At 38.9% G+C, this 25,704-nt stretch carries 25 protein-coding genes; 12 read left to right on the forward strand and 13 right to left on the reverse strand.

All coding sequences use genetic code 11. From position 1 onward, the window contains the following. Positions 1 to 84: 84 nt before the first annotated feature. Both RM549_RS14895 and RM549_RS14900 read right to left on the reverse strand, forming a co-directional pair. Positions 85 to 1,179, reverse strand: coding sequence for a BT_3928 family protein (locus tag RM549_RS14895; protein WP_311686229.1), 1,095 nt, complete (start codon positions 1,177 to 1,179; stop codon positions 85 to 87). Positions 1,180 to 1,195: 16 nt separating this feature from the next. Beyond that, the gene (locus RM549_RS14900; protein ID WP_311686333.1) at positions 1,196 to 1,738 is read right to left on the reverse strand and encodes a DUF1599 domain-containing protein; all 543 of its coding nucleotides are present in this window, start codon (positions 1,736 to 1,738) and stop codon (positions 1,196 to 1,198) included. A gap of 91 nt (positions 1,739 to 1,829) precedes the next feature. Between RM549_RS14900 and folP the strand changes: the two genes are divergently transcribed. The 3 genes from folP to RM549_RS14915 are packed head-to-tail and all read left to right on the forward strand — an operon-like array spanning position 1,830 to position 4,393. After that, positions 1,830 to 2,654, forward strand: a complete 825-nt coding sequence (folP, locus tag RM549_RS14905) for a dihydropteroate synthase (protein ID WP_311686231.1) — start codon at positions 1,830 to 1,832, stop codon at positions 2,652 to 2,654. A 37-nt stretch (positions 2,655 to 2,691) separates the two neighbouring features. Then, positions 2,692 to 3,465: a diadenylate cyclase CdaA gene (gene cdaA, locus RM549_RS14910; RefSeq protein WP_311686233.1), complete on the forward strand. Its 774-nt coding sequence runs from the start codon at positions 2,692 to 2,694 to the stop codon at positions 3,463 to 3,465. Positions 3,466 to 3,508: 43 nt separating this feature from the next. Continuing rightward, the gene (locus tag RM549_RS14915; RefSeq protein WP_311686235.1) at positions 3,509 to 4,393 is read left to right on the forward strand and encodes a hypothetical protein; all 885 of its coding nucleotides are present in this window, start codon (positions 3,509 to 3,511) and stop codon (positions 4,391 to 4,393) included. A 27-nt stretch (positions 4,394 to 4,420) separates the two neighbouring features. Here the strand turns inward: RM549_RS14915 and RM549_RS14920 are convergent, their stop codons facing one another. Next, positions 4,421 to 6,187, reverse strand: a complete 1,767-nt coding sequence (locus RM549_RS14920; protein WP_311686237.1) for an ABC transporter ATP-binding protein — start codon at positions 6,185 to 6,187, stop codon at positions 4,421 to 4,423. Beyond that, complete coding sequence (gene truA / locus RM549_RS14925; RefSeq protein WP_311686239.1) at positions 6,188 to 6,931, reverse strand: tRNA pseudouridine(38-40) synthase TruA; 744 nt, start codon at positions 6,929 to 6,931, stop codon at positions 6,188 to 6,190. Positions 6,932 to 7,046: 115 nt separating this feature from the next. Between truA and RM549_RS14930 the strand changes: the two genes are divergently transcribed. Continuing rightward, a complete protein-coding gene (locus tag RM549_RS14930; RefSeq protein WP_311686240.1) occupies positions 7,047 to 7,535 on the forward strand; it encodes a metallophosphoesterase family protein in 489 nt (162 codons plus the stop codon). A gap of 226 nt (positions 7,536 to 7,761) precedes the next feature. Here RM549_RS14930 and RM549_RS14935 read toward each other — a convergent pair whose 3' ends face one another. After that, positions 7,762 to 8,172: a DUF4293 domain-containing protein gene (locus RM549_RS14935; protein ID WP_311686242.1), complete on the reverse strand. Its 411-nt coding sequence runs from the start codon at positions 8,170 to 8,172 to the stop codon at positions 7,762 to 7,764. A 192-nt stretch (positions 8,173 to 8,364) separates the two neighbouring features. Here RM549_RS14935 and rho point away from each other — a divergent pair, with 192 nt between their 5' ends. Next, a complete protein-coding gene (gene rho, locus RM549_RS14940) occupies positions 8,365 to 10,107 on the forward strand; it encodes a transcription termination factor Rho (RefSeq protein WP_311686244.1) in 1,743 nt (580 codons plus the stop codon). A 97-nt stretch (positions 10,108 to 10,204) separates the two neighbouring features. Here the strand turns inward: rho and RM549_RS14945 are convergent, their stop codons facing one another. The 3 genes from RM549_RS14945 to ruvC form a co-directional block, all read right to left on the reverse strand. Continuing rightward, the gene (locus RM549_RS14945; RefSeq protein ID WP_311686246.1) at positions 10,205 to 13,186 is read right to left on the reverse strand and encodes a DNA polymerase III subunit alpha; all 2,982 of its coding nucleotides are present in this window, start codon (positions 13,184 to 13,186) and stop codon (positions 10,205 to 10,207) included. Between the two features lie 10 nt (positions 13,187 to 13,196). Beyond that, entirely contained in the window at positions 13,197 to 14,390 is a 1,194-nt protein-coding gene (hemW, locus tag RM549_RS14950; protein WP_311686248.1) for a radical SAM family heme chaperone HemW, read from the reverse strand. 113 nt (positions 14,391 to 14,503) lie between these two features. Then, positions 14,504 to 15,055 (reverse strand): crossover junction endodeoxyribonuclease RuvC, encoded by a 552-nt coding sequence (gene ruvC / locus RM549_RS14955; protein WP_311484400.1) that lies wholly within the window; start codon positions 15,053 to 15,055, stop codon positions 14,504 to 14,506. A gap of 114 nt (positions 15,056 to 15,169) precedes the next feature. Between ruvC and RM549_RS14960 the strand changes: the two genes are divergently transcribed. Both RM549_RS14960 and RM549_RS14965 read left to right on the forward strand, forming a co-directional pair. After that, complete coding sequence (locus RM549_RS14960) at positions 15,170 to 16,303, forward strand: glycosyltransferase family 2 protein (protein WP_311686250.1); 1,134 nt, start codon at positions 15,170 to 15,172, stop codon at positions 16,301 to 16,303. 196 nt (positions 16,304 to 16,499) lie between these two features. Then, positions 16,500 to 16,784 carry a YciI-like protein gene (locus RM549_RS14965; protein WP_311686252.1) on the forward strand — a complete coding sequence of 95 codons (285 nt, stop codon included), beginning with the start codon at positions 16,500 to 16,502 and terminating at the stop codon, positions 16,782 to 16,784. A gap of 66 nt (positions 16,785 to 16,850) precedes the next feature. On the opposite strand, the gene RM549_RS14970 is transcribed toward RM549_RS14965, so the two are convergent. The 3 genes from RM549_RS14970 to RM549_RS14980 all read right to left on the reverse strand — a co-directional run bounded on the left by RM549_RS14970 (position 16,851) and on the right by RM549_RS14980 (position 19,359). After that, positions 16,851 to 17,330, reverse strand: a complete 480-nt coding sequence (locus RM549_RS14970; protein WP_311686254.1) for a lipoprotein — start codon at positions 17,328 to 17,330, stop codon at positions 16,851 to 16,853. 170 nt (positions 17,331 to 17,500) lie between these two features. After that, positions 17,501 to 18,997, reverse strand: a complete 1,497-nt coding sequence (locus tag RM549_RS14975) for a M56 family metallopeptidase (RefSeq protein ID WP_311686256.1) — start codon at positions 18,995 to 18,997, stop codon at positions 17,501 to 17,503. Beyond that, positions 18,997 to 19,359 carry a BlaI/MecI/CopY family transcriptional regulator gene (locus tag RM549_RS14980; RefSeq protein ID WP_311686258.1) on the reverse strand — a complete coding sequence of 121 codons (363 nt, stop codon included), beginning with the start codon at positions 19,357 to 19,359 and terminating at the stop codon, positions 18,997 to 18,999. The genes RM549_RS14975 and RM549_RS14980 overlap by 1 nt, the downstream gene beginning before the upstream one ends. 246 nt (positions 19,360 to 19,605) lie before the next feature. Between RM549_RS14980 and RM549_RS14985 the strand changes: the two genes are divergently transcribed. The 3 genes from RM549_RS14985 (at position 19,606) to RM549_RS14995 (ending at position 21,972) form a co-directional block, all read left to right on the forward strand. Then, positions 19,606 to 20,550, forward strand: coding sequence for a 1-phosphofructokinase family hexose kinase (locus RM549_RS14985; protein WP_311686260.1), 945 nt, complete (start codon positions 19,606 to 19,608; stop codon positions 20,548 to 20,550). Positions 20,551 to 20,665: 115 nt separating this feature from the next. Then, positions 20,666 to 21,445: a trehalose-phosphatase gene (gene otsB / locus RM549_RS14990; protein ID WP_311686262.1), complete on the forward strand. Its 780-nt coding sequence runs from the start codon at positions 20,666 to 20,668 to the stop codon at positions 21,443 to 21,445. Between the two features lie 26 nt (positions 21,446 to 21,471). After that, complete coding sequence (locus RM549_RS14995; protein ID WP_311686264.1) at positions 21,472 to 21,972, forward strand: DUF456 domain-containing protein; 501 nt, start codon at positions 21,472 to 21,474, stop codon at positions 21,970 to 21,972. Between the two features lie 149 nt (positions 21,973 to 22,121). Here the strand turns inward: RM549_RS14995 and RM549_RS15000 are convergent, their stop codons facing one another. Beyond that, positions 22,122 to 22,418: an HPF/RaiA family ribosome-associated protein gene (locus RM549_RS15000; protein WP_311686266.1), complete on the reverse strand. Its 297-nt coding sequence runs from the start codon at positions 22,416 to 22,418 to the stop codon at positions 22,122 to 22,124. Positions 22,419 to 22,711: 293 nt separating this feature from the next. On the opposite strand from RM549_RS15000, the gene RM549_RS15005 reads away from it, so the two are divergent. Continuing rightward, entirely contained in the window at positions 22,712 to 23,416 is a 705-nt protein-coding gene (locus RM549_RS15005; protein ID WP_311686268.1) for a P-loop NTPase family protein, read from the forward strand. Between the two features lie 168 nt (positions 23,417 to 23,584). Next, entirely contained in the window at positions 23,585 to 24,856 is a 1,272-nt protein-coding gene (locus RM549_RS15010) for a cation:proton antiporter (RefSeq protein WP_311686270.1), read from the forward strand. A 34-nt stretch (positions 24,857 to 24,890) separates the two neighbouring features. On the opposite strand, the gene RM549_RS15015 is transcribed toward RM549_RS15010, so the two are convergent. Beyond that, positions 24,891 to 25,664, reverse strand: a complete 774-nt coding sequence (locus RM549_RS15015) for a creatininase family protein (RefSeq protein ID WP_311686272.1) — start codon at positions 25,662 to 25,664, stop codon at positions 24,891 to 24,893. Positions 25,665 to 25,704 lie beyond the last annotated feature (40 nt).

The following is a 25,704-nucleotide window of genomic DNA, read 5'->3' on the forward strand; positions in this document are numbered from 1 at the left end:
ATATTGATAACAAAAAACATAAGCACAAGGCTTTGCACTTAAGCTATTCTTTTTATCAATATTTTATCAGAATCTGCCTTTGATTTACAAATCTATATCGGCCGCATCAAACCAATGCTTCTTTTGGGTAATTGTGCCTCTTCGCAGAACCAGCAACCCGGGATTGGAACGCACAATTGTCTTTAAGGCCGTTTCATCACCCTGGTAAAACTCAAAGTTCAGGTTATATTTTTCGCTTATTTGCTGCTGAAGTTCTTCTCCAGAGGAGGTCACCCCCACAACTTTATAGCCTTTTTCCAAAGCTTCGTCGCTCAACCGCTTTACCGCTGCATAACCATCGCGTTCTGTACTTCTAAGATTATAGGCTACTATAAAAAAGACTTTTTCTGCTTCCAGTATTTCTGAAGTAAAATTTTCCCCGTCCTTCTGAATATAAAAGTCATGGATTGGCGGCTCATAACCCTTCTGTACCATTTCCGTTTCCACTCCAATAAATTCACCTTCCTGCTGTGGATACTGCCCATTGGTGGCGATAACAACTTCTTCCCCATCATGGAGGAATTTCCACTGGTATTCGTAAACCGCCTCCTGTGCACCTTCAGGAACTTCCATTCCCTCCTGAATATTCGCACCAATTTTATAGGCTCTAAAATCAAAAACCGGAAGGTGCATCAACACATAGTAGCAGAAAATAAAACTCAGCATAAACGATAGAAAGATAATCCATCTATGCGATGCCGGGACAAAAACCGGCGTGATCAATTTTCGTTTAACAAATAAGAAGACGATAAGCACCAGCAGGATCACATCTTTTATAAAAGACTGCCACGGTGTAAGTGGGATAGCATCTCCAAAGCAACCACAGTCGGTTACTTTATTAAAGTATGCCGAATAAAATGTGAGGAACGTAAAAAATATAATCATAAGGAGTAAGCTCCAGGTTGTAAACTTTGGCAGGTAGCCAATAAGCAGCATAATTCCCAGCACCAGCTCAAAAACGACCAGAAGGATCGCAATGACCAGCGCAAACGGAATAAGAACTTCAATGTTTAAAACACCCTGACTAAAATATTCCTGTAGTTTAAAAGAGAACCCAACGGGGTCGTTCAGCTTTATAAATCCCGAAAAAATAAATAAAACACCTACCACCACCCGGGCGATTCCCACTAATAATTTCATGTAAATTGATTTTATGCTACTCAGTTTCCTGCATCAAAATAAGTGCAAAAACGGAGTAATTAATCATATCCTGATAATTGGCATCTATACCTTCGCTCACTAACGTTTTTCCTTTATTATCCTCAATTTGTTTGACCCTTAGCAACTTTTGCAGAATAAGATCTGTAAGGGAACTAATGCGCATATCACGCCATGCCTCGCCATAATCGTGGTTTTTGTTCATCATTAAAGCCTTTGTTTCCGAAATTTTTTCATCGTACAAAACAGCGGCTTCATCAGCTTCTAAATCGGGTTGCTCTGCAATTCCTTTCTCCAACTGAATAAGTGCCATTACTGAATAATTTATGATCCCGATAAATTCAGATTTTTCGTCTTCATCTACTTTCCGCACCTCATTTTCCTGAAGTTTCCTTATCCTCTGTGCCTTAATAAAAATCTGGTCGGTAAGGGAAGGCAACCTTAAAATGCGCCAGGCACTTCCGTAATCTTTCATTTTATTCACGAAAAGGCTGCGGCAGGTTTCCACCACCTCATCATATTGTTTCGAAGTATCCTGCATAAAAGAGTAGTAATTTGCGTAAATTTCGGGCAAATATTCCGATTAGTCAAAGTTAATTTCATTCCGTTCTACACAGGCTAAATATATAAAAATGACGATAAACTGCAGGGGAAACCTCATCGACCTTTCAGAACCTAAAATTATGGGTATAATTAATATTACGCCCGACTCGTTTTTCTCCGGAAGCCGCACCGAAACCGAAAATGATATTCTGAAAAAAGCAGAGCAAATGCTTACTGAAGGTGCAGATTTTCTCGATGTTGGAGGTTACAGCAGCCGCCCGGGAGCCGAAGATATTTCAGTTGAAGCTGAAGTGGAGCGTGTAATTCCGGTAATTGAACTACTCCTGAAGAATTTTCCCGATGCGATCCTTTCCATAGACACTTTCCGCAGTAAAGTAGCCGAAGAATCAATTGAAGCGGGCGCTCACATCATTAATGATATTTCTGCCGGAAGCCTCGATAAAGATATGATGCCGATAATTGCCAAATTTCAGGTGCCTTATATTATGATGCATATGAAGGGAACACCGCAAACTATGAAGGAATTGAACCAATATGACGATCTAATTCAGGAAATTTTGTTCTATTTTTCAGAAAAAGTAAGAAAAGCACGCGATCTAGGCATAAATGACCTCATAATAGACCCCGGATTCGGTTTTGCGAAGAATATTCAGCAAAATTTTAACTTATTATCCAGCCTAGAAGCCTTTAAGATACTTGAATTGCCAATTTTGGCTGGTCTCTCCCGAAAATCACTAATTTACAAGACCTTTAATACCACTGCAGAGAACGCCTTAAACGGAACAACAGTTTTAAACACTATTTCCCTTCAGAAAGGAGCAAATATCCTGCGTGTTCACGATGTAAAAGAAGCCGCTGAATGTGTGAAATTGCTCTCGCGTATTAAAAAGTAGTTGTATATTTCATATTTTTACAAAAACCCAGACGAAATTGAACATTCTTGATCTTCGTATTCTCGATATCGTAGATATTGTTTTTGTTGCACTCCTACTCTATTATTTGTACAAACTCGTTAGGGGAACTGTGGCGGTAAATATCTTCCTGGGGATTGTGATTATTTACCTTGGCTGGTGGCTCACCCAGCTTCTTCAAATGGAGCTTTTAAGCAATGTGCTGGGAGAATTTATTGGTGTGGGAATGTTCGCCCTTATTGTGGTTTTTCAGCAGGAAATCAGGAAATTTTTGCTAATGATTGGATCCACAAATCTCACCCACAACAACAGGATTTTCAGGAACTGGCGTTTTTCCAGGGAAGATGAAGAAACAAGTACTAATGTAGAAGCTATTGTAAAAGCCTGTGAGGCGATGGGCAAAAGCCTTACCGGTGCTTTAATCGTGATTCAGAAAAGTACCAGCCTGGACTTTGTGAAAAATTCCGGCGACGATATGGATATAAAGCTCAACCAGCCAATCCTGCAGTCCATTTTCTATAAAAACAGTACACTTCACGATGGCGCAATTGTTATCGAGGACAACAAAATCACCGCAACCCGTGTAATTCTTCCGGTGTCCAACGACCGGTCCATCCCACTTCGCTTTGGTTTACGTCACCGTGCCGCAGTTGGTATTACTGAAAAAACCGATGCCCTTGCACTTGTTGTAAGCGAGGAAACAGGACAGATTTCTTATATAAAAGATGGGGAATTTGTGATGTTTGAAACCAACAAGGAACTTATAGAGAAACTGAAGGAAGATCTTTCTTAGGACACATATTTCTTATGTATCGTATTATACTGAAACGATAGTTATGAGATTTAACAATAATATTAGCTCACACACAATTGGTCATTGGAAGCTTCCGTATTCCTTAAGTGGACCGCAGCACAAAAGGAAAAAATGGGTAAATGAAAATGATACGGAAAAAATAGAACATTTCACTGGAGGACTTTTTATAACATATTTACGAGAAGTAGAAAAACGAAATGTATTGTATTACTCCCAGAACCTCAATGATGATCATAAAAATCCAGATCTACTTATACATATGGATGAAAGAATCCATACTGTACAGGTCACTCAAATAGTTTTAAACAACTACTTGACCAAATTCAACCAAACCAAAAGGTTATGTGAAAAAATTTCCAATTTTATTCGGGATGTTTACACACCACCAATTAAAATCAATATTCAGATTTACCCACCTTGGGAGATTGAAGAACCTCCAAAAGCACCAATAAAAGTATATAGGAGATTAAGTAAAACCATTGCTAAAAGCATTTCAGAAAACATAGAAAATTTATCGGCAAAAAATGAAATACTGAACTTTAAAACGGATGATATATTTAACAAGATCGCGGACGGATACAATTTACTTTCAGTTCCCAAGAATCGCGTATCTCATTATTTCGGAGATAAAAATGTATATGTGGATTATGAATTTGATGCAATAAAAATTTCTGTAGAAAATATTGAATCCGCTACCAATAAAATTTTTACAGATAAAAATAATGGAAATTCGGAAATACTTTTAATATGGGGAGATCAAAATCAATTTATGGGCACCGAGCAATTAATTATTAAAAATTTGAAAGATCAATTCGTAAAATCCACTTTCAAATCAATTTATTTTTTAGCATTTCAGAATACCTTAGAAGTTGAGAAAAGAGAGATATTATGTGTTAAAGTAATTTAATTACAAACATCCTAAACCTACACTTAGTCAAAGCGCCTCCTCCGCTTTAAACTGAACTTCATAAAGGTTTTTATAGTAGCCATTCTCCTTCTTCAGTAGTTCCTGATGAGTTCCCATTTCCACAATTTCACCGGCCTCCATCACCATAATCTTATCAGCTTTTTTGATGGTTGCCAGTCTGTGGGCAATAACAATTGAAGTACGTCCCTGCGTAATTTTATCTGTCGCATCCTGGATTAATTGTTCGCTATAGGAGTCTACTGAAGAAGTAGCCTCGTCCAGCACCAGGATACTGGGGTTACTCACAAAAGCACGCAGAAATGCTATAAGCTGGCGCTGCCCTGAAGAGAGCATCGCCCCCCTTTCTTTTACATTGTAATAATAGCCGTTCGGAAGCGTGTTTATAAAATCATGTATTCCTATACGCTTTGCGGCATTAATAACATCTTCTTCAGTAATATCGGGATTTTCCAATGTGATGTTATTCATAATAGTATCAGCAAACAGGAAAACGTTCTGAAGAACCACCGCAATTTGAGAGCGGAGGGATTTCAGCTTAATTTCATTTATATCCAGCCCATCAATAAAAATTTGTCCGCCGTTGATTTCGTAAAAACGGTTCAGCAAATTAATAATGGTAGATTTTCCGGCACCTGTTGCTCCAACAATTGCAATTGTTTCTCCAGCGTTGGCTTTAAAAGAAACTCCCTTCAGCACCTCTTCATCATCAACATAAGAAAACCGCACGTCTTTAAATTCAATATCGCCCCTTAAATCCTGAACCTCTTTTGTACCTTCATCCTTAATCGTGGATTTGGTATCCAGCACCCCAAAAACACGGTTTGCAGCCACCATTCCCATCTGCAAAGTATTGAACTTATCTGCAATTTGCCTAAGCGGTTTAAACAGCATCTGTGATAATTCTATAAACATAATTATCACCCCAAGACTAATTGCATCACTTTCTATAGCGCGCAATCCCCCGAACCATACAATTAAACCTATGGTTATGGATGTGGACATTTCTGCAATCGGGAAGAAAATAGAGTTATACCATACCGTCTTTACCCAGGCCTTTCGGTGCTTATCGTTAATATTTTTAAAGTTTTCGTACTCTTCTTTTTCGCGGGTAAAAAGCTGAACGATTTTCATCCCCGTGATACGCTCCTGAACAAAAGTATTAAGGTTAGCGACCTGAGTACGGACTTCTTCAAAAGCAATTTTCATTTTTCTCTGAAACACCCTTGTCGCATACAGGATAAACGGGAGCACAGTAAGCACAAGCAAAGTCAGTTGCCAGCTCTGATAGAACATCACCCCTAAAATCACCAGCATTTTTAATAAATCACTAATAATCATAAAAAGACCCTGACTAAAAATACTCGCAATGGTCTCTATATCACTAACAGCACGGGTAACCAGCCGCCCAACAGCAGATTTATCGAAATACTTCATTTTAAACTGAAGCATATGTTCAAAAAGGTTCACCCTTAAATCACGTACAACCTCCTGCCCCAGCCAGTTGGCGAAGTAAATAAAACAAAATTGAAAAAGAACTTCAGCGAGTAGCACGCCGCTCATTAGCAAAATATAGTAAAGAAGTTCACTGTAATCCTGCGGAACTATCGCCTGGTCTATGGTTACTTTAAGTAAATATGGACGTAAAACAGAGGCTACAGAGAGCAGGATAGCCGCAATCCCTACAAAATAAAAAGTCTTTCTGTAAGGATCTGTATATCTAAGCAAGCGCTTAAATAAATCAAAATCGAATGCATTTCCTGTTTTTGACGCCATTTACTCTACTGCTATTTTCGGGTATGTTATTTTGGTTAAAAATAAACCTTGAGCGGGAACAGAAGTTCCTGCCTTTCCCCGGTCTTCACTTTTTATTATTTCATGCAGATTGTCTACGGAACTTCTCCCCTGACCAATCTCTAATAAAGTGCCAACAATGGCACGAACCATATTCCGTAGGAATCTGTCGGCAGTAATTTGAAAAACCAACAAATCTCCTGAATTTTTCCAAACTGCCGACTCAATTTTACAATTATAAGTCTTTACGTCGGTTCTTGATTTCGAGAAACATTTAAAATTGGTATATATTTTTAAAATTTCTGCTGCTTTATTCATTTTGGCAATGTCCAAATCTTTCTTCAAATAGAAAGCCTGATCCATTACAAACGGATTTTTATGCTGAATAATATGGTATTCATAACTTCTGCTTAGAGCATCAAAACGCGCATGCGCATTTGGCCGTACCTTAAAAATGGCAATTATCGCAATATCTTTAGGAAGCATCGAATTCATTTTAAACCTGATTTCCTCTGCATCGAAAATTTCTTCAGCATCAAAATGAGCAAACAATTGTTTTGCATGCACACCGGCATCTGTTCTTCCCGCACCCACAATTTCGGCATTCCCCTGAAGCAGGCGTGTTAAAACTTCTTCAATTTTTTCCTGGACAGAAACGGCATTTGGCTGCCTTTGCCAGCCGTGATATGCTGTTCCTAAATAAGCCAGTTCCAAGAAATACCTCAACCTAAAAATATTATTTTTTACATTAGCGAAATGCAAAGATAAGGCAATTATTACAGCTGTAATCCCCGGAAGCTTTGCGTTTCTAAATGAGTGAATAAACGTAATCAATGCCGGTTTGAAAAAAATACTTTTACTAAGCGACACGCACAACCATATGGACGAAAGAATATTGCATTATGCAGGTGAGGCTGATGAAATATGGCATGCAGGTGATATTGGCAATGTTGGGGTGACAGACGTGCTTAAAAAAGTAAAACCTGTAATTGCGGTTTACGGAAATATTGACAATGCCGAAGTAAGAAAAGAATTCCCACTAAACCAGCGTTTTATGTGCGAAGACGTAGACGTCTGGATCACGCATATTGGTGGTTATCCAAAGAAATATTCACCTGCAATACGCGAGGAAATAAGAAGAAATCCACCGAAGCTGTTTATCTGCGGTCATTCCCATATTCTAAAAGTAATGAATGATAAGGACCTGGGATTGCTTCACATGAACCCGGGTGCCGCAGGTAAACAGGGCTTTCACAAGAAAAGAACAATGCTTCGGTTTAAAATTGAAAAAGATAAAATCTTTGATCTTGAAGTTATTGAGCTGGAATAATTTTTTTTCTGAAAAGAAAGCAGAACTTTAGCAGCTTTGATGATGCCCTGAAAATGGCAATTTTCGACCTTTATTTAAAAACCATAAATGTTTAGTTTACAAGACCTCAGGTTTTAAAAACCGGTAAGGTCTTCTTAAAGACCAATTTCCTAAACGCTACAAATCAAAAAACCCGAAGCTTTCACTTCGGGTTTTTCTACGCACTAATACTACTAAGATGATAGGCTTATCGCAATCGGTCCACAGATTTTACGAGATCTTCGTCCTTTTTTATAGCCTTATTGGCCAACACTAAAAAAACGATAGAAATTACCGGAAGAAGCATCCCAATACCCTTCTCTGAGATATCTTTCTCTCCAGGTACATTTAGCAACCAATAAACAAACAATCCTAGTAAAAAAAAGTTTAATATTATATTCAGTCGGCCCAGCACAAACTGTAGCTTCCTGTTTCTAAACATAAAAATACTTATTAAAGATAATGCACCCGATAAAAGGAACATTATAAATACCATTAATTCATCTTCGGCATAAACAGTTTCCCCAATGGAATTTTCCCAAAGATAAAAAACAAATATTAATCCAAGGCTTACTAAAGCCGCTAAAAAAAGATAAACCGATTGTATGCGTTGTAGCATGATTAAAATAGAATTTGACTCACAAAAATAGATATTCTTTTCAAAAAAGCTATTCGAAAATTAAAATAAAGTCGTATAATTGCAGGAACATTTTGTAACCAATTCAAAACAGGTTACTTAAGACTCCAAAAATATTTTCTATTCTTCCCGGAGAAGTTAAATCAATCCAAACAAACTTATTTGTAATTATTCATGTTTGAAATTTCAGAATTAAAAGCTAAGAAACTTCCTGAGCTTCAGGAGATAGCTAAAACCTTAAACGTCCCAAAGTTCAGAAGCCTTAAAAAATTAGATCTTGTATATCAAATTTTAGATTACCAGGCTTCCAACCCGGCAAAAGTAAAAGAGGTTTTAACCGAGGAGAACGAAGCACCTGCATCATCTTCTGCTTCATCAGAACCAGATAACAAGCCACAAAAAGCTAAAGGCGGAAAAATCGGAAGTAATAAAAAGCCGCCGAAAAAACAGGAGAAACCTTCAGCTTCTGAAGAAAATAAAGATTCCGGTCAGAAATCTGAGACTTCTTCAAATACAAATAAACCAACTTCTGATAAGTCTCAAAATACTCATAAGAACCAATCCAGAAGCAATACGCCCAAGGATTCGAAAGATGAGAAAAATACTCCTAAAGGCAACAAACCTAATCCAAGGGACAATAAGAAGGATACAAGAAGCAAAAAAGACAATAATAACTCTGGAAACAGGGATAATAACAATAATAATAGGGACAACAATAACCGGGACAACTCGAATTCCAATTCTGGCAAAAACAGTGGGAACAGAGACAACAGGAACCGTTACCGCGAACCCGATTATGAATTTGATGCAATTATAGAAAGTGAAGGCGTGCTGGATATTATGCAGGACAGCTATGGATTTTTAAGATCTTCAGATTATAATTATCTTACTTCTCCAGATGATATTTATGTATCGCAGTCACAAATCAGACTTTTTGGTCTGAAAACCGGAGATACTGTTTTAGGACAAATTCGCCCTCCAAAAGAAGGGGAAAAATATTTTCCGCTTATAAAAATCAGCAAAATTAATGGTCTTGATCCCCAGGTTGTTCGCGACAGGGTTTCTTTTGAACATTTAACGCCACTTTTCCCGACAGAAAAATTCAGCATTGCCGAAAAACAAAGCAGTATTTCTACCAGGATTATGGATCTTTTCTCCCCTATAGGAAAAGGACAACGTGGTATGATCGTTTCCCAGCCAAAAACGGGAAAAACAATGCTTCTTAAGGATATTGCCAATGCAATAGCTGCCAATCATCCTGAAGTTTACCAGATTGTATTGCTTATCGATGAACGCCCTGAAGAGGTTACCGATATGCAACGTAATGTAAAAGGTGAAGTTGTGGCTTCAACTTTCGATAAAGAAGCTCATGAGCACGTTAGAGTGGCAAATATCGTCCTGGAAAAAGCAAAAAGACTTGTAGAGTGTGGCCATGATGTGGTGATCCTTCTGGATTCTATCACAAGGCTTGCCCGTGCTTATAACACTGTACAACCTGCCAGTGGTAAGGTTTTAAGTGGTGGTGTGGATGCCAACGCTTTGCACAAACCAAAACGTTTCTTTGGTGCTGCCCGTAATATTGAAAACGGTGGATCTTTATCTATCATTGCAACCGCGCTTACTGAAACAGGTTCCAAAATGGATGAAGTAATCTTTGAAGAATTTAAAGGTACCGGTAACATGGAACTTCAGTTGGATAGAAGAATTTCCAACAGAAGGATTTTCCCTGCCATCGATCTTATCTCTTCAAGTACGCGTCGTGACGACCTGTTGCTGGATGAAGCCACAATACAACGTATGTGGGTATTGCGTAAATATCTTGCCGATATGAACCCAATTGAAGCTATGGAATTTATTAACGACAGGATAAAACAAACAAAAAACAACGAAGAATTCTTAATTTCCATGAATGGATAAGATTTTCTTCTGAATTTATATACTAACCGGACAGAAATGTCCGGTTTTTTTATAGGTTATACTGAAGGATTAATGAAGGGACAGGATTTCTCCCTAACTAAAACTTCACTTTAAAGCTTTTGTCCGTAAATCTGGGATCCGGCGCGGTTTCCTGCCGGGAAAGCCATTGCACATTTATAGAAACATAATCCAGTTCCTCGACAACGGTCCCACGGCATAGATATATTCCTTTGCTGTACAACGGATATTTTTCTGCGGAAGCCGGAAACTGAACAATATCAAAAATCTCACTGTCCTGGTCGTAGAAAGTTGAAAAGCACATATACTTCCCATTAGCCGTAGGAGTTTTTTTGGCTACAATTAAATTGCCATAGATCTCTATTTCTTTACCTATATACTGCTGAAGGTTTTTTGCTTTTACTGAAGGTTTCATAGGATTCTTTAGCAAATCAAAATGACTGGATAAAGGAAACCCCAGTAATTCCATTTGATCATAAGCTTCAATAAGTCGAGAATATTCAAATTCCGGAAGGTCAAAATCTTTATGTTCCGGTTTAAACAGAACCGCCTGGCTCGTTTTCCGTTTAGTTTTGCTCAGCTTAAAGTGTGCTTTCCACAACAAATGATGCTTATCCAGACCGGTAAATCTAAAAGCATCGATTTTCAGCAAAATACTTAGCTGTTCTATAGAAACAGAAATCCGGTCTATAAAATCATCCAAAGATTTAAAATCGCCAAAAAATTGTCGGTTTTCAAGAATTTGCTGAACTGCTTTTGCTTCCAATTCCTTTATATATCCCAGGCCCAGATATATTTCTTTCCCGTAAATCGTGTTTGGGTGGTCGCTCTTATTAATGCAGGGCGCATGTACAATCCCGCCACATTTTCTTATTTCCTCAATATAAGTTTCTACAGAATAGAATCCGCCGCCATTATTTAAAGCAGCGACCATAAACTCCAACGGAAAGTACTTTTTTAAATATAAACTCTGGTAACTCTCAACGGCATAAGAAGCAGAATGTCCCTTCGGAAAAGCATATCCCGCAAAGGAAGATATCTGTTCCCAAACCTCGTTAATAATGTTTTCACTATAGCCTTTTTCCCTGCAATTGTTTCTGAAGTTTTGCTCTATAAGCTCAATTTTTCCTTTAGAAGTTTTCTTCCCGCTCATCCCGCGCCGCAGCACATCGGCATCATCAAAACTAAGTCCGGCAAACTTGTGCGCGATCTTCATCACATCTTCCTGGTAAACCATAACTCCGTAAGTATCTTCAAGGATTTCCAGCATCACAGGATGTCCCTGTTTGCGCCTTTCGGGATCTCGGTGCCTCCTAATATATTCCTCCTTCATACCGCCATTGGAAATCCCGGGGCGTATTATCGAACTTGCGGCCACAAGGTTTAGGTAATTATCGGTTTGCAGTTTTAGGAAAAGTCCGCGCATGGCAGGCGATTCTATATAAAAAACGCCCATACAATCGCCGGTTCTTAACAGTTTGTTAATTTCGGGGTCATTTTTAAAAACCGAAATATTTTCCATCTCCTCTACTTCCGCATCAGGTTGATTAACCTTAATAATTTCAATAGCATCGGTAATTTTTGAAAGTCCACGTTGGGCAAGAATATCGAACTTATGAATACCGACTTCTTCAGCAATATTCATATCAATCTGTGTGGTAATAAACCCTTTCGGCGGAAGAAAAGTGCCTGTATAATTATAAACCGAATCATTAAGGATTAAAATTCCCCCGGAATGCACACTCAGATAATTCGGAAAACCTTCAATTAAAGCACTATATCGCAACACCAGTGTTTGCAGTTCATCCAGCTCTTTATACTTAAAATGTCCTGCAGAAAGTTTATCAATTTCTTCTTTTGGCAATCCAAAAACTTTACCGAGTTCCCGCGCCACGGCTCTTCGCTTAAAGGTCACATAAGTCCCCATTAATGCCGTGTTGCTGTAGGTTTTAAAAATATAGGCAGTGACATCGTTACGATCTTTCCACGAAAAATCAATATCAAAATCGGGCGGGGAATTCCGGCTCTCATTAATAAAACGTTCAAAATATAAATCCAGCTCAATGGGATCTACATTGGTAATTCCAAGTACATAAGCCACTACCGAATTTGCACCGCTGCCCCTGCCAATAAAAGGATAATTCCGGGATTTCGCATACTCCACAATATCCAGGTTAATAAGGAAAAATGATACAAAATTAAGCTTGATAATCGAGGAAAGTTCCCGCTCCACACGATCAAAAACATCCTTATTTGCATTGGGATAACGGCTGGGAAGGCGCTCGTAACATAACCTTTTCAGTTTCTCTTCATCCTCCTCCTTACTCGTCCCTGCCAGCAGCAAATTCCGGTTTTGTCCTTTCCCGAACTCAAAATCTACCTTGCAGCTTTGCATCAGCTTCTCCGTATTTTTCAGAATATGAGGGAAATTCTGAAAATGGGCAGTTAATTTTTCCTGCGGCAGCATTCGATCTGCAAACGATCCCTGCTCCCGCTCCGGAAGTTTGCTAAGTAATGTGTTATTGTCTATCGCCCGCAACAATCTATGCGCGTTGAAATCTCTTTTACTTCGGAAGCTCACGCTTTGCAAAAACACGAGCTTATCTTCTAAATGACGGTAGGTCCAAAATGGCAATTTTCGAAGGTCTGCTATAGAAATGCCTATAAATTCATTTTCTCTGAAGTCTTTCTTCTTCCGTTGCGCAACTTTTTCAAAAGGGTAAATGATGTAGCAATCCTGAAGAGCCGGTGCATCTGGCTCAAAAGCTCTTTCAGCATGTAAATAAGCAGAAAGATGCTCGTTTAATTTCCTAAATCCGGAATTATTTTTAGCAATTCCCACATATTGCTGATCTACGCCATTTCGGAAATCAATTCCTACGAGCGGATCAATTCCGTAGTCTTTTTTCGCAATTTTAATAAATTCAAGACAGGCAGAAGTATTGTTGATATCGGTAAGTGCCAGGCTTTCAACGCCATTACTTTGCGCCAGTTCACACAGCGCCTGTACGGGAAAAGTCCCGTAACGTAAAGAATAATATGTGTGGCAGTTTAAATACAACTCCTAATTATTATTCCAGATAAAACAAATCTGAAGCAATGCCGTCACTCAAAAATTTGCCTTTAGAAGTGACATGCAGCACCTGATTTTTATTCTTAATCAGTTCCTTTTCTAAAAGAACATCGGCATTCTTAAGAAGGTGATCTCTATATTTTACACCAAAAACTGCTTCAACTTCAGCGATATCCACTCCATATTGCGTTCGCAGTCGTGTCATCACATATTCATTATATTTATCAGTGGTCGTTAGCTCTTCGGTTTCTATAGGAAGTTCATTTTTTTCCAGTGCTTTTATGTAAAGCGAATTGTTGCTCACATTCCATTTTCTAAAGTTTCCGTCATACGAATGCGCTGAAGGTCCAATTCCCAGGTAAGATTTCCCAAGCCAGTATGCGGTGTTATTCTGAGAGAAATAGCCCTCTTTTCCAAAGTTCGAAAATTCATAATGCCGAAAATTGGCATTTTTAAGTATGCGCACCATAATCTCAAAATGGGCCTTCGCAACCTCATCGTCTACAGGTTTTATTTTTCCTTTTTCAATATATTTATGCAGCGCGGTATTTGGTTCTACCGTAAGCGCATAGCTGGAAATATGCGGCACCCCAAGATCCAGGGCAATTTGCAGATTTTGTTGCCATCTTTCTGCACTCATATCCGGAATTCCGTAAATTAAATCTATAGAAATATTATCGAAATATTTTGTCGCCAGCTGGATACTTTCCAGGGCCTCTTTAGCATTATGCGCGCGGTTCATCAGTTTTAGATCTTCTTCAAAAAATGACTGCACCCCAATACTGAGCCGGTTAATTTTTGAAGCTTTCAGCATTTTCAATTTTTCTTCGGAAAGATCGTCTGGATTGGCTTCGAGAGTGATTTCAGGATTTTCAGCAACCTGATAATTAGCAAAAATCGCAGTAAATATTTGCTGAAGTTCTTCCGAAGTCAATAAACTCGGAGTCCCGCCGCCAAAATAAATCGTCCTGATTTCCTTCTCCGGAAGTTCATTTTTCCGAAGCTCCAGTTCCCAGCAAAGCATATCCACCAGCTGATCTTTCTTCTTCATAGAAGTCGAAAAATGAAAATCACAGTAGTGACAGGCCTGCTTACAAAAAGGAATATGGATATAAATCCCAAAGCCCCTCCCAACCTCCCCGGAGGGGAGGAGTTTATCATCGATATTTTTATAATTGGAAGCAATTTTCATGAAAATTCTTTCTAGTTCCCAAGAGCTATTCCCCCTTCGGGGGCCAGAGGGCTTTTATTCTATTTTGAAAATGATTTTACATTTTCAAATTTTCAAATTGGCACATTTTCAAATTATTTTACCTTCCCCGGATTTTGTTTTACAAACGCAGCCCAGCCGGTGTAGCTTTTTCCGCCCACAACTTTGCCGGAATTGTAAAAATGGCAAACCGCAGCTGCTAGCCCGTCGGTTGAGTCGAGATTTTTTGGTAAAGTTTTCAGGTTAAGCAAACTTTGGAGCATTTTCGCAACCTGCTCTTTGCTGGCGTTTCCGTTGCCGGTAATAGCCATTTTTATTTTCTTCGGAAGGTATTCTGTAATCGGGATTTGCCTGGAAAGTCCTGCTGCCATTGCCACTCCTTGTGCACGACCAAGTTTGAGCATAGACTGCACATTTTTTCCGAAGAACGGTGCTTCAATCGCAATTTCATCAGGATGAAAGGTGTCGATAAGTTCTATTGTACGCTCAAAAATCAATTTCAGTTTAACGTAGGGATCATCGTATTTTTGAAGCTGAAGCTCATTCAACTGCAAAAACTGCATTTTTTTATCTTCCACTTTTATGAGTCCGAAACCCATAATTGTCGTTCCAGGATCTATACCTAAAATAATTCTTTCGCTCTTCAAAATTGCAGTTTTCGGGGTGAGGCTGTGGGAAAATATGTATTTTCGAACAGCCTCACAAAGCTAAGGAATTCTGTTTTGTTACTCTCATTTTTAAACCAGCATTAAAATTGCCAAATGGTGCTAAGTATCTTCATTTTTATCGCAGTTTGTTACCTGGTTTTGATAATTACGCTGATTTATGGCTGGAATCAGGTTCCTGAGTTTAAAACTGAACATTTTGAGCCGAAAATTGGCTTTTCTATTATAGTTCCCTTCAGAAATGAAGCTGAAAACCTTCCGGATTTACTAAAATCCCTCTCAAAACTGGAATATCCGGCTTCTCAGTTTGAAATTTTGCTTATTAATGATGCTTCTGAAGATAATTCGGTAAAAATTTGTTCAGAATTTCAGCTTGAACATCAAAATCTCAAAATCAACATTCTGGACAACGAATTATTGTCCGGATCACCAAAAAAAGACGCTTTAAAGCGGGGTATCGAAAATGGCAATTATCGACATATAGTAACCACAGACGCCGATTGTATTGTGCCTGAACTCTGGCTACAGACCTTTAACGATTTTATCCTGAAATCTAATGCCGACATGATCTGCGCACCGGTTCGTTATCGGGATTCTGAGAGAAAAAAGTTGTTTCAGAAGTTTGAAGAGCTGGATTTTATGAGCCTGCAGGCCACCACTGTTGGCGCATTTGGGATGGAGCAGCCTTTTATGTGCAACGGAGCGAATTTATGTTATAAAAAGGAGGCTTTTTTAGCCGCGGAAGGTTTTTCCGGTAACGAAAAAATCGCCAGCGGCGATGATGTCTTTTTACTTCAGAAATTTCAGGATAAAGGATTAAAAGTTGAATTTTTGAAATCTGAAAATTCAATTGTAGCAACAAAACCTCAGCAGACATTGGCTCAGCTTGTATCGCAGCGGGTGCGATGGGCCGCAAAAGCCCCTGCCTATACATCTACATTTTCGAAGTTTGCCGGGCTCAGTGTACTGCTAATGAATGTTTCGCTGATTCTAGCAGCATTTTTGGTGCTTTTTGAACAACTTCCGGAACAGCCAATCCTGGTAATTTTCCTGCTAAAATTTAACGCCGACTTTATCCTGATTTACTCGGCAGCAAAATTCTTTAAAAAAGAACTCCTGATGCGAAATTACTTTTGGTGCAGTATTGTTTATCCTTTCTTTTCTGGGTTTGTAGCCGTAAAATCACTGTTTTCAAGATTTGAGTGGAAAGGGAGAAGGTTTAAGAGTTGAATGGCGTACTTTAATCGTGTTACCACCGACATTGCGAGTGAAGTGCAACGGAGCGAAGCAATCTGTTGTGGCGGAACATGTTTTCATATTTGGAGTGTGTCTCATGAGATTGCTTCGGCCTTTAAGCCTAGCAATGCCGAATTCAGCTCTCACTCATAAAATAATTATCGTATTTTAGTTTCAGAATAAAACAGCTATGAATTATTACATCCTGAAATATCAACTTGAGGAAATCTACCTGGAAGACCGCGGAAAATATCGTACAGAGCATTTAAACCTGGCAAAGGAAACTGCCCAAACCGGAACGCTAGTTCTGGCCGGAGCCATGGATGATCCCGCAGATGAAGCACTGCTGATTTTTAAGGCCCCTGATGAGGCAGCGGCAAAAACTTTCGCCGAAAAAGATCCTTACGTGAAAAACGGACTTGTAAAAAAATGGAGCGTGAGAAAATGGAATGTGGCAGTGGGAGATACACACTAGCTAATTTCCACCCCGTCCTACGGACACCCCTCCGGCGGAGGGGAATAAATTTCCGTTTTCAATTCTCTACTCTGCTTTAATTAAAACCGGCATTCGAAACACTGTAGAGACCGGAATACCACGCTTGCTGGCAGGATAAATTTTTGGCAGGGAATCTATGCTCTGGTAAAGCCATTCCTCGATTTTTGGTAACTGATTGGTTAAAGTGGTGTCTATGGATACAATCGAATCGATTTTTGGACGACCCTGTTTGTTTATCTCGAGGTATAAATACAGGGTATCGTCAATACTTTCGGTCACTACCGGCTGTTGTTTAGCGAGGTAAGCATAGATATTTTCTGCTACTTTACTCTCAAAACAATTTTTCGCCTGTGCCAGTTCTGTTTCCTGTTGGCAATCTTCAAAAGCAGGATATTCGTCAACTTCTTTCCAGTTTAGCATTTTGCTTTCCTGGTCTAAAACCTCTTCCGAAGAAATTTTTTTGGTTTCGAAATTACAGGAAGTTAAAATAAGCAAACTTGAAAGTAGCAGTAAAGTTCTTTTCATTACCAATTGGCGATTGACTTTAAGCAAAAGTAATGAAAATGAGGAGAATCTAAAGGGAAGAAAATCGGCTTCTTTCTCTCTTGTTTTTAGCAGTCAAAAATCTTTTAAACAGCAAGAACCGAAGTGTAATACTCCGGCTCTACAGGCTGCAAAAAATTAAGTAAAAAAAATTATTCGTTTACCTGAAATACAATTGGCAGCGAATACATCACTCCTACAGGTCGCCCGTTTTGTTTTCCGGGTGTCATGGAAGGAAGGCTGTTGATCACACGTTCGGCTTCATCCTCCAGTTCTGGCGCAGCGGCACGGGATTTTACATCTTGGATGTTTCCGTTTTTATCTATTTTAAATTGAACGATTACCCGGTTTACTCCTGTTAATCCAAGCTTTTTGCCCATGCTGGAATCAAATTTTTCACTAACAAATTCGGTGATTTTTTGGGAAGTACATTCTTTTCTTTCTTCGTTGGAAGAAATATCCTCACACCCGGGAAAAGCCGGAACTTCATCTATTACAGCATAAGGAACGTCCCCCTCATTAGTTAGATTGGAAGATTCCGAGTTGCCACTATTCCTTTCCATGGTAATATTAGCTTCAGACTTATCGGGGTTTTCATGCCAGCGTACTAATTTGTCGCCATCCGTAATTTCAACAATATTATATCCTGGATTACCAGAAGCTTTTGTAATAGCTTCTTTCATTTTCTGACTTTCTTCAGAAGTTAAATTTTCAATGTCATTAACTTCCAGATAAAGCACTCCCTTTTCTACTTGCTGAGATGGAATTTCCGCAGAAGCTTTCTCTTCAGAACATGCCACATAAGTAAGCATTAGCGTCATTAGCGGAATAATTACTAAAAACTTGAATTTTGAAACTGTTGTTGATTTTGATTTTTGTAACATAACGATTCGTTTTTTGATTAATGAATGATTAAAAAATTGATTGATGAATGAAATATTCTGAGTATTAAACGCGGTATTGAGCAGCTGCTCGTAGTAATTCTTTTTTCCCGTGGCCTTCACCACTTCCTGATCGGCTATAAATTCGTGCAGCCCGGCAATCCTGGATTGGTAAATGTAAATGAGCGGATTAAACCAGAAGACGATTTTAAGTAGCTCGAAAAACATTAAATCCAGGCTATGCTTCTGCTTTACATGTACCAGCTCGTGAGAAAGAATTTGTTGTTTTTCTCCTTCGGAAAGTTGATCACCCAGAAAAATCGTATTAAAAAATGTGCAGGCGAGTTTGGAATTAGGAATTTCAATTATCCGGAAACCTTTCTCTTCTGAAGTTTTCCTAAACCTGAACAACCGGTTAAGATTGTAAGCTTTTTTTAGAAATAGTCCGCAACTCGCTACTAACCCAATGCTGTAAATTACCAGCCACCAGTTAATATTTGCGCCCTCTTCTGTAGAAAGATTTACTGCCGGCAGGATTTCCGCAGCTGGTTCTCCTCCGATTACCACAGCCGGCAGCATTATGTTCGTATTGGGTACTGCTTCTGCCAGGAACTCCAGCTTCAGCAAAGGCAACAGCAGTGCAATAACCGGCGTCAATAGTAAATACCACCTGTTATAATTAAAGAAGGTTTCTTTTTTCAGCAGCAATTCATATATCAGCAGGAAGCAAAGCTGAAAAAATATGGTTTGTAGTATATAGTGTAACATTACGAGTCCTTTTTATTAATTTCCTTTAAAATTGCCTCAAGGTCTTTGGTATCAAGTTCATTTTTCTTCATAAAAAAGGAAACCATACTTTTAAAAGAGCCATTAAAATAATTATTGATAAGCTTGTTCATGCTCTGGTTGCTATAGGTCTCTTTCTCAATTTTTGGAAAATAGATATAGCCTTTTCCCTTCTTCCTGTGATCTACAAACTCTTTGTTTTCCAAAATCCTCACAATTGTAGAGACGGTGTTATAGGCCGGTTTCGGTTCAGGAAGTTCTTCAATTATTGTAGCCACATTGGCTTCCTGTAAATCCCAGAGAACGTGCATAATCTCTTCTTCGGCCTTGGTCAATTGCTTCATAGTGGTTTTAATTTATTGTCTGTAAAGTGTTTTCTTCAGATTTAAGCTATTGCTAATATAACTAAATATTTAGTTTAAACTAATAAATTAGTTTAAAAATATTCCGCAGAAAAGATTTTTACGTTCCTCCACCTGTTAAATAAATTCCAAATATTGAGCAGAATAGGATTTTCCGTAGAAGAAAAATTAATTTAGGAGAACATCAGGAAATCAATACGAAACCTGAAGTTTTATAAATAACTAAATATGAAAAAAATAGTAACATTAACCGCAAATCCTGCATTAGACATATACTCTACCGTAGAAAAGGTAGAACCCGAAGTTAAAATGCGCTCGGAGTCTCCTAAAAAAGATCCCGGAGGAGGCGGTATAAATATTTCACGCGTGCTGCATCGTTTGGATCAGGAGAATAAAGCAATCTACACCTCCGGCGGATTCACAGGTGACATTTTCGCTCAACTTTTAGATGAAGAGCATATTAATCATGAACCTTTTGCAGTTAAAAACGATATGCGCCAGAATTTTGGGGTTTTTGAAAATTCCACTGGTGAGCTTTATCGGTTTGGTTTTCCGGGAGCAGAGATGGAAGAATCTGAAGCTGCCGGCCTCCTGGATAAATTAGAGGAAAATCTCGAGGATGCAGAATTTCTCGTCGCCAGCGGAAGTTTACCTCCGGGAATCTCAACCGACTTTTACGGGCGGGTAGCGAAATTAGCTCAGAAAAAAAATGTAAAGTTTATACTCGACAGTTCCGGCAAAGCTCTAGCCGAAGGTTTAAAACATGGTGCTTACCTGGTAAAGCCTAATCTGGACGAACTTCAGGATCTTACCGGCCAAAAAGCCGAAACAGCAGAACAGCGTAAAGAAATGCTGAAAAAGATACTGGAGGATTACCCTGTAGAAGTGGTCGTCCATTCCCTTGGTCCCGATGGCGCTTTCCTGGCGACAAAAAAGGAAATAAAGCACTTTCCCGCACCAAAAGTTAAAATTAATAGCTCTATTGGCGCAGGAGACAGTATGGTAGCAGGAATTGTTTATAGCCTCGCCAACAATAAATCGCTTGAGGAAGCGGTACTTTTCGGACTTGCTTGTGGTAGCGCCACGCTTATTTCTCCGGGAACAGAACTTCTGAAAAAAGAAGATGTAGAAAGGCTTTATAAGCAATTACTGGACAATCATAAAGACGCATAGGATAACAGGAGGTCGAAAATGGCAATTTTCGACCTCTGGTTTTGCAATTGCAGTTCCAAATCATAAAACTTCTAGAAATCCTTCAGAAAAAATTGAAAAACTAAAAACTACCAAAATGGCAAATCAACTCCCTTCTGCGCTAAAAAATGTAGAGGAACTAAAAGAAAAATTCAGAGTAAAAAAACCTTTACTTTTCCTCGATTTTGACGGGACGCTTGCTCCTATTGTAGAAAAGCATGAAGATGCGGCAATTTCTGAAGAAATGCGAGACCTGGTGAAGCAATTATCGCAGGTTCACCCTACAGCAGTAGTGAGTGGACGCGGAATGAAGGATGTGAGCCAAAGGGTTAACCTACCGGAGCTTTATTATGCCGGAAGCCATGGTTTTGAAATTTCAGGTCCGAGAAATTTTATCAAGGAAAATGATGAGGCACAAAAAGTACTGCCGATATTTGACAAAATCGAGCCTATACTTAAGGAGAAGTTACAGGATATTAAAGGCGTAGATTTTGAACGGAAAAAGTTCACACTCGCCATCCACTACCGCCAGGTAGACGAAAGCCGCGCTCCTGAAGTCCACAACCGTGTTTCTGAAATCCTAAAAGATTATCCGGAATTATTGAAAGCAGACGGAAAAAAAGTGATCGAGATACGCCCCGCTATAGACTGGCACAAAGGGAAAGCCGTGGAATTTTTAAAACTGCAGCTGGGGGAAAAGGATCAGAATTTTTCGGTTTATATAGGCGATGATGTTACAGATGAAGATGCTTTTAAATATATTGATGACGGCCTGGGAATTCTGGTTGGTGACCATGGAAATAAAACTTACGCAGATTATTCTTTAGAAGATTTAGACGAAGTAAAAGAATTTTTTAAACTTCTACTGAAAAATTAATCTCTGGTAAAGTAGCGTTAAACAACATGGACATCATCCTTATAAGTATTGCCGCTTTCTTTATGGTCCTGGGAATTATTGGAAGCATTCTACCCGTTTTGCCTGGCGTACCAATTAGCTGGCTTGGCCTTTTAATTTTTCACCTGGCACCATCTGTTCCTATAAATTACTTGTTCCTGGGTATAAGTCTCATAGTTGCTATTGTTATATATGCACTGGAACTATTAGTTCCCGCTATGGGAACAAAGCGCTTTGGAGGCAGCAGGGCAGGAATGATAGGAACTACTATTGGTCTAATTGCTGGGATTATCGCCCCAATTCCTTTTGGAATTTTAATTGGACCGTTTGTAGGTGCTTTTATCGGGGAACTTATTAATAAAAGCGATTCAAAAACTGCAGTAAAGGCAGCTTTCGGATCTTTTATCGGTTTCCTGGCGTCTACATTTATGGAATTTACAGTCGCTTTTATCTTTCTTATGCTCTTTCTATGGAAGTTGTGGGATTACCGAAGTTTTATTTTTTCGTAAACTTATTGAATTATTTCCGAAAAATATAAAATACGGTGATAGCCTGAAAATGGTAATTTTCAGTAAAAAACCGCCGAAAGATCCGGCGGTTGCAGGGCGGTAAGTTATAGTAGATGTAAACTAAACAATTTAACTAATCACCCAAAATATTATGCTATGAATGATTCATTGTGTTTGCGTAGACGCTTATTTAATATTTTAATTGTTTCTTTTGCTGCTAATTGAAAATCTGTATTCTTTGCAGAAGCAAAAACACCCGATCCCGGCATCTTCAATTCTATTTCACAAATTTTTCGTTTTCCTTCAGCATCATCAACATCTTTGAAGAATACTTCAGAAGCTTTTAGCCAGGAATATTGCTTTTCCAGCTTTAAAAGGTTTGCTATGACATATTGAAAAAGATCTCCTTTACAAGATACTCCTGCACAATTAATATCTACCGTCATAATAAAGGTTTTTTGATTAACACTTCAAATCTATGCAACAAAACACTTTTAAAATATGATTTTAGTCATATAAAGGTAAGAGGATCAAATATTTGAGAATTATATATTTTGAATATTACCTAATATCATTAAATTAAAAGTAGGATTTTCATTTTACAACCGTAGCGGCCCGTATCTGCGGAAAAAGCTAACTTTATTATTAACAATTGTTTAGTAGAGGTTTAATCCCTTCCCTCTCCAATTTTTCTTAATTTTAATTGATAACTAAATCAAAATACTTAAAAAAAGAAGATATGGCAGAAATAAGAGTAGAAAAGAAAAAACCGGTTTGGCCGTGGATATTACTAGCAATCCTTGTTATCCTGGCACTCCTTTATTTCTTCGTTTGGGCAGATGGAAATGAAACTGATGATGAAATGCAGGATGATGACCAAATTGAGCAACTGGAGCAATATGAAACCCAGGAAACCACAGATAATGCTTATCCAGAAAATGCTACAGCGGACTATTTGAGTTATATTGAAAACGAGGGAGACGAAGATAGCTTAGGCGTAAATCCGCAATATACCAGGGAAGCCTTTCAAAAACTAGGATTAGCTGTGAGCTCACAGACCAGTGGTATGGGCAGTGAACCGGAATCTGATCTGGAAAACTTAGCCGACTCTACAAGAGTTTCAAACGCTCCTCTTTCTAATGACAGTATTAAAAGTGCAGGAGAAATTATAGTGAGGAACCTTGAAGAAATTCAAAGAAACAGGTATCCGGAATTGTCTGATGAAATTGAAGACTTGAGGGAAACCCTTAATGCTATTGAAAGTACTACCACCCAGGCTTCTTCAGAAAATAGTGAAGCCGTTACGAGGTTTTTCAGAAGGGCTGCAGAAGTTCTGAGGGAAATACCCACAGAAAGAGCTGATTCCCGATTAACACCAGGTAACCCAACAACGGCAGATACTGCACAATACAGTACAGATATTGACACTATATCCGGAAATTAGAATTTGGAAATAGAAAATTTTATAGCCGCTTCCAATTTTGGAAGCGGTTTTTTTATAAGTATTATCCCCTGGTACAACGTTAAACCTAATGCAGCAATAGATGTTAGCCTTTTGCAAAAATTTTGAGCGGCAGGTAATTATCTGTTATTTTCACGCTTTATATATTATATGAAAGATCATTATATCGTTCTTGCCGGCCTTGGATTTGCCACACTCATTATGGCCTGGCTCCCTTCTATTGCCAAAAAGCTGAAGGTTAGTTCCCCAATCATTTTATTGTTAATCGGTCTTGCAATGCATGCTGTTGCCATCCCTCTGGGTTGGCCCGACCCATTGTGGAATGACAGGGAGCTAATGTATTTCTCTGAAGCTATTGTAATTATTTCCCTTATGGGCGCGGGGCTAAAAATTGGAGCTAAATACACCCTCAAGGCATGGAGAAAACCACTACTCCTGGTTTTTATTACAATGCCTATATGTATGATTTCTGCATATTTAATGGGTTCCTATTTTCTTGTGTTGAGTTTACCGTCTTCCCTTCTACTGGCGGCAATTCTTGCCCCAACAGATCCTGTTCTCGCTGCAGAAGTGCAATTAGACGATCCTCTTGCAGAAAAAAGTCCGGAAGATAACGTAAGATTTACTTTAACCGCAGAAGCTGGATTAAACGATGGTATAGCTTTCCCTTTTTCTTATATGGCCGTTTTAGTTGCACAGGCGGGAAGCTGGGCTGCCTTTGATCTAACGGGCTGGGTTCTCGACGAATTCTTGCTTAAAATTGCACTTGGTATTTTAATAGGTCTGGGGATCGGGAGGCTAATTGGTTACCTCTTCGACAGGTTGCACCATGTAACCGGGGTTAAAACTTTTGTAGGTTTTCTCTCCCTCTCCCTCACCATAATGACTTACGGTCTGAGTGAACTTTTACATGGCTACGGGTTTTTAGCTGTGTTTTTCGCCGGCTTTAGTTTACGGTATTATGAAAAAGTTAGTGGCGATTACAAGAAGAAACTCCATGACTTTATAACTGAAATAGAGCATTTATTACTGGTGGTTTGGATCATTCTTTTTGGCGGTTCTATTATGAATGGTGTGCTGGGCTTAACCGACTGGAAAGGAATTATCTTTGCTCTAATCTTTGTAGTACTCATTCGCCCACTTGCAGGAATGGTTCCTTTAATTTTTCTGAAAAAAGAAAAGATAAAGGAAAAACTGGCGATTAGTTATTTAGGAATTCGGGGAATAGGTTCCGTTTTCTACTTGTCCTGGGCTTTTTTGCAGTTTGATCATTTTGATTATAAACAAGAATTGTATGCAATTACCGCTTATATTATTCTATTTTCTATTATTCTCCATGGCCTCACCGCACCTTCTATAATTGCTTATTTTCGGGGAAAAGCAGAGCGATCATCAGATTTAGAGGATAAAAATGAAAATTAACTTCTATGCAGAAACTTCGCAAATTCATTTACTCCTATTCGTAAAAATCATTTAAGTCTGTTACATGGAGCTCCACCAGAAATTCTGAAATCATGGAAGTAGTAGCATCAAAAAATGCAGCTCCTTTTTCGGCAGTGGCTGCTTTTGGATTTCCCACTCCTGTATCTTTGGTGACTTTTGTCCACTCCCGTTGGGCTGTCGCCCAGCCTTCTTTAAGACCTCCTATTTTATAGTTTTTAGCAGCACCATCTCCCGCCTCCTCCAGCGGAAGCACCAAATCTGGAGCTAAATGCATCACGGTGGCTGTTTCCAGTTCTCCCGCATGGTCGCCGGGTTCATCAAAATATGGCTTTGGATTTACAGATTGCCACCAGTTGACAGCACATACAAAAACATTGGGAAATTCCACACTAAGCTCCCTTATCATTTGCTTAAAATTATTACCGCCATGGGCATTTAAAATTACGAGTTTATTAAGTTTATGTCCGTCAAGAACCTGTACTACATCTTTTAAAACAGCGTATTGCGTGGTGGGATTCATATTTATGCAGAATTTCACATCCATCTGCCCGGTATTTACCCCAAACGGAATCGTGGGCAGCACCAGGGTTTTAGCTTTCTCTTTCCAGGCTTTGCGGGCAGATTCTATAGCAACCCCTTCAGCTAAAATATTATCTGTTGCATAAGGTAGATGAAAATTATGTGCTTCGGTCGCTCCCCACGGGAGGATTGCCAACGTATACTCTTCATTTCTTACATTTTTCCAGTTGGTTTCTGCCAATACGTATGGCCGCATTTTCTTATTCATAGAATTGCTTTTTTAGATACATCACTTCAAGTTAGTGAAA

The sequence above is a fragment of the Autumnicola patrickiae genome (genome assembly GCF_031846525.1).
Classification (GTDB): domain Bacteria; phylum Bacteroidota; class Bacteroidia; order Flavobacteriales; family Flavobacteriaceae; genus Autumnicola; species Autumnicola patrickiae.

Coding starts and splice junctions, on each gene's coding strand:
- RM549_RS14895 (WP_311686229.1), bottom strand. CDS start 1,179: ATGAAATTATTAGTGGGAATCGCCCGGGTGGTGGTAGGTGTTTTATTT.
- RM549_RS14900 (WP_311686333.1), bottom strand. CDS start 1,738: ATGCAGGATACTTCGAAACAATATGATGAGGTGGTGGAAACCTGCCGC.
- folP (WP_311686231.1), top strand. CDS start 1,830: ATGACGATAAACTGCAGGGGAAACCTCATCGACCTTTCAGAACCTAAA.
- RM549_RS14915 (WP_311686235.1), top strand. CDS start 3,509: ATGAGATTTAACAATAATATTAGCTCACACACAATTGGTCATTGGAAG.
- RM549_RS14920 (WP_311686237.1), bottom strand. CDS start 6,187: ATGGCGTCAAAAACAGGAAATGCATTCGATTTTGATTTATTTAAGCGC.
- RM549_RS14935 (WP_311686242.1), bottom strand. CDS start 8,172: ATGCTACAACGCATACAATCGGTTTATCTTTTTTTAGCGGCTTTAGTA.
- rho (WP_311686244.1), top strand. CDS start 8,365: ATGTTTGAAATTTCAGAATTAAAAGCTAAGAAACTTCCTGAGCTTCAG.
- hemW (WP_311686248.1), bottom strand. CDS start 14,390: ATGAAAATTGCTTCCAATTATAAAAATATCGATGATAAACTCCTCCCC.
- RM549_RS14960 (WP_311686250.1), top strand. CDS start 15,170: ATGGTGCTAAGTATCTTCATTTTTATCGCAGTTTGTTACCTGGTTTTG.
- RM549_RS14965 (WP_311686252.1), top strand. CDS start 16,500: ATGAATTATTACATCCTGAAATATCAACTTGAGGAAATCTACCTGGAA.
- RM549_RS14970 (WP_311686254.1), bottom strand. CDS start 17,330: ATGAAAAGAACTTTACTGCTACTTTCAAGTTTGCTTATTTTAACTTCC.
- RM549_RS14975 (WP_311686256.1), bottom strand. CDS start 18,997: ATGTTACACTATATACTACAAACCATATTTTTTCAGCTTTGCTTCCTG.
- RM549_RS14980 (WP_311686258.1), bottom strand. CDS start 19,359: ATGAAGCAATTGACCAAGGCCGAAGAAGAGATTATGCACGTTCTCTGG.
- RM549_RS14985 (WP_311686260.1), top strand. CDS start 19,606: ATGAAAAAAATAGTAACATTAACCGCAAATCCTGCATTAGACATATAC.
- otsB (WP_311686262.1), top strand. CDS start 20,666: ATGGCAAATCAACTCCCTTCTGCGCTAAAAAATGTAGAGGAACTAAAA.
- RM549_RS14995 (WP_311686264.1), top strand. CDS start 21,472: ATGGACATCATCCTTATAAGTATTGCCGCTTTCTTTATGGTCCTGGGA.
- RM549_RS15000 (WP_311686266.1), bottom strand. CDS start 22,418: ATGACGGTAGATATTAATTGTGCAGGAGTATCTTGTAAAGGAGATCTT.
- RM549_RS15005 (WP_311686268.1), top strand. CDS start 22,712: ATGGCAGAAATAAGAGTAGAAAAGAAAAAACCGGTTTGGCCGTGGATA.
- RM549_RS15010 (WP_311686270.1), top strand. CDS start 23,585: ATGAAAGATCATTATATCGTTCTTGCCGGCCTTGGATTTGCCACACTC.
- RM549_RS15015 (WP_311686272.1), bottom strand. CDS start 25,664: ATGAATAAGAAAATGCGGCCATACGTATTGGCAGAAACCAACTGGAAA.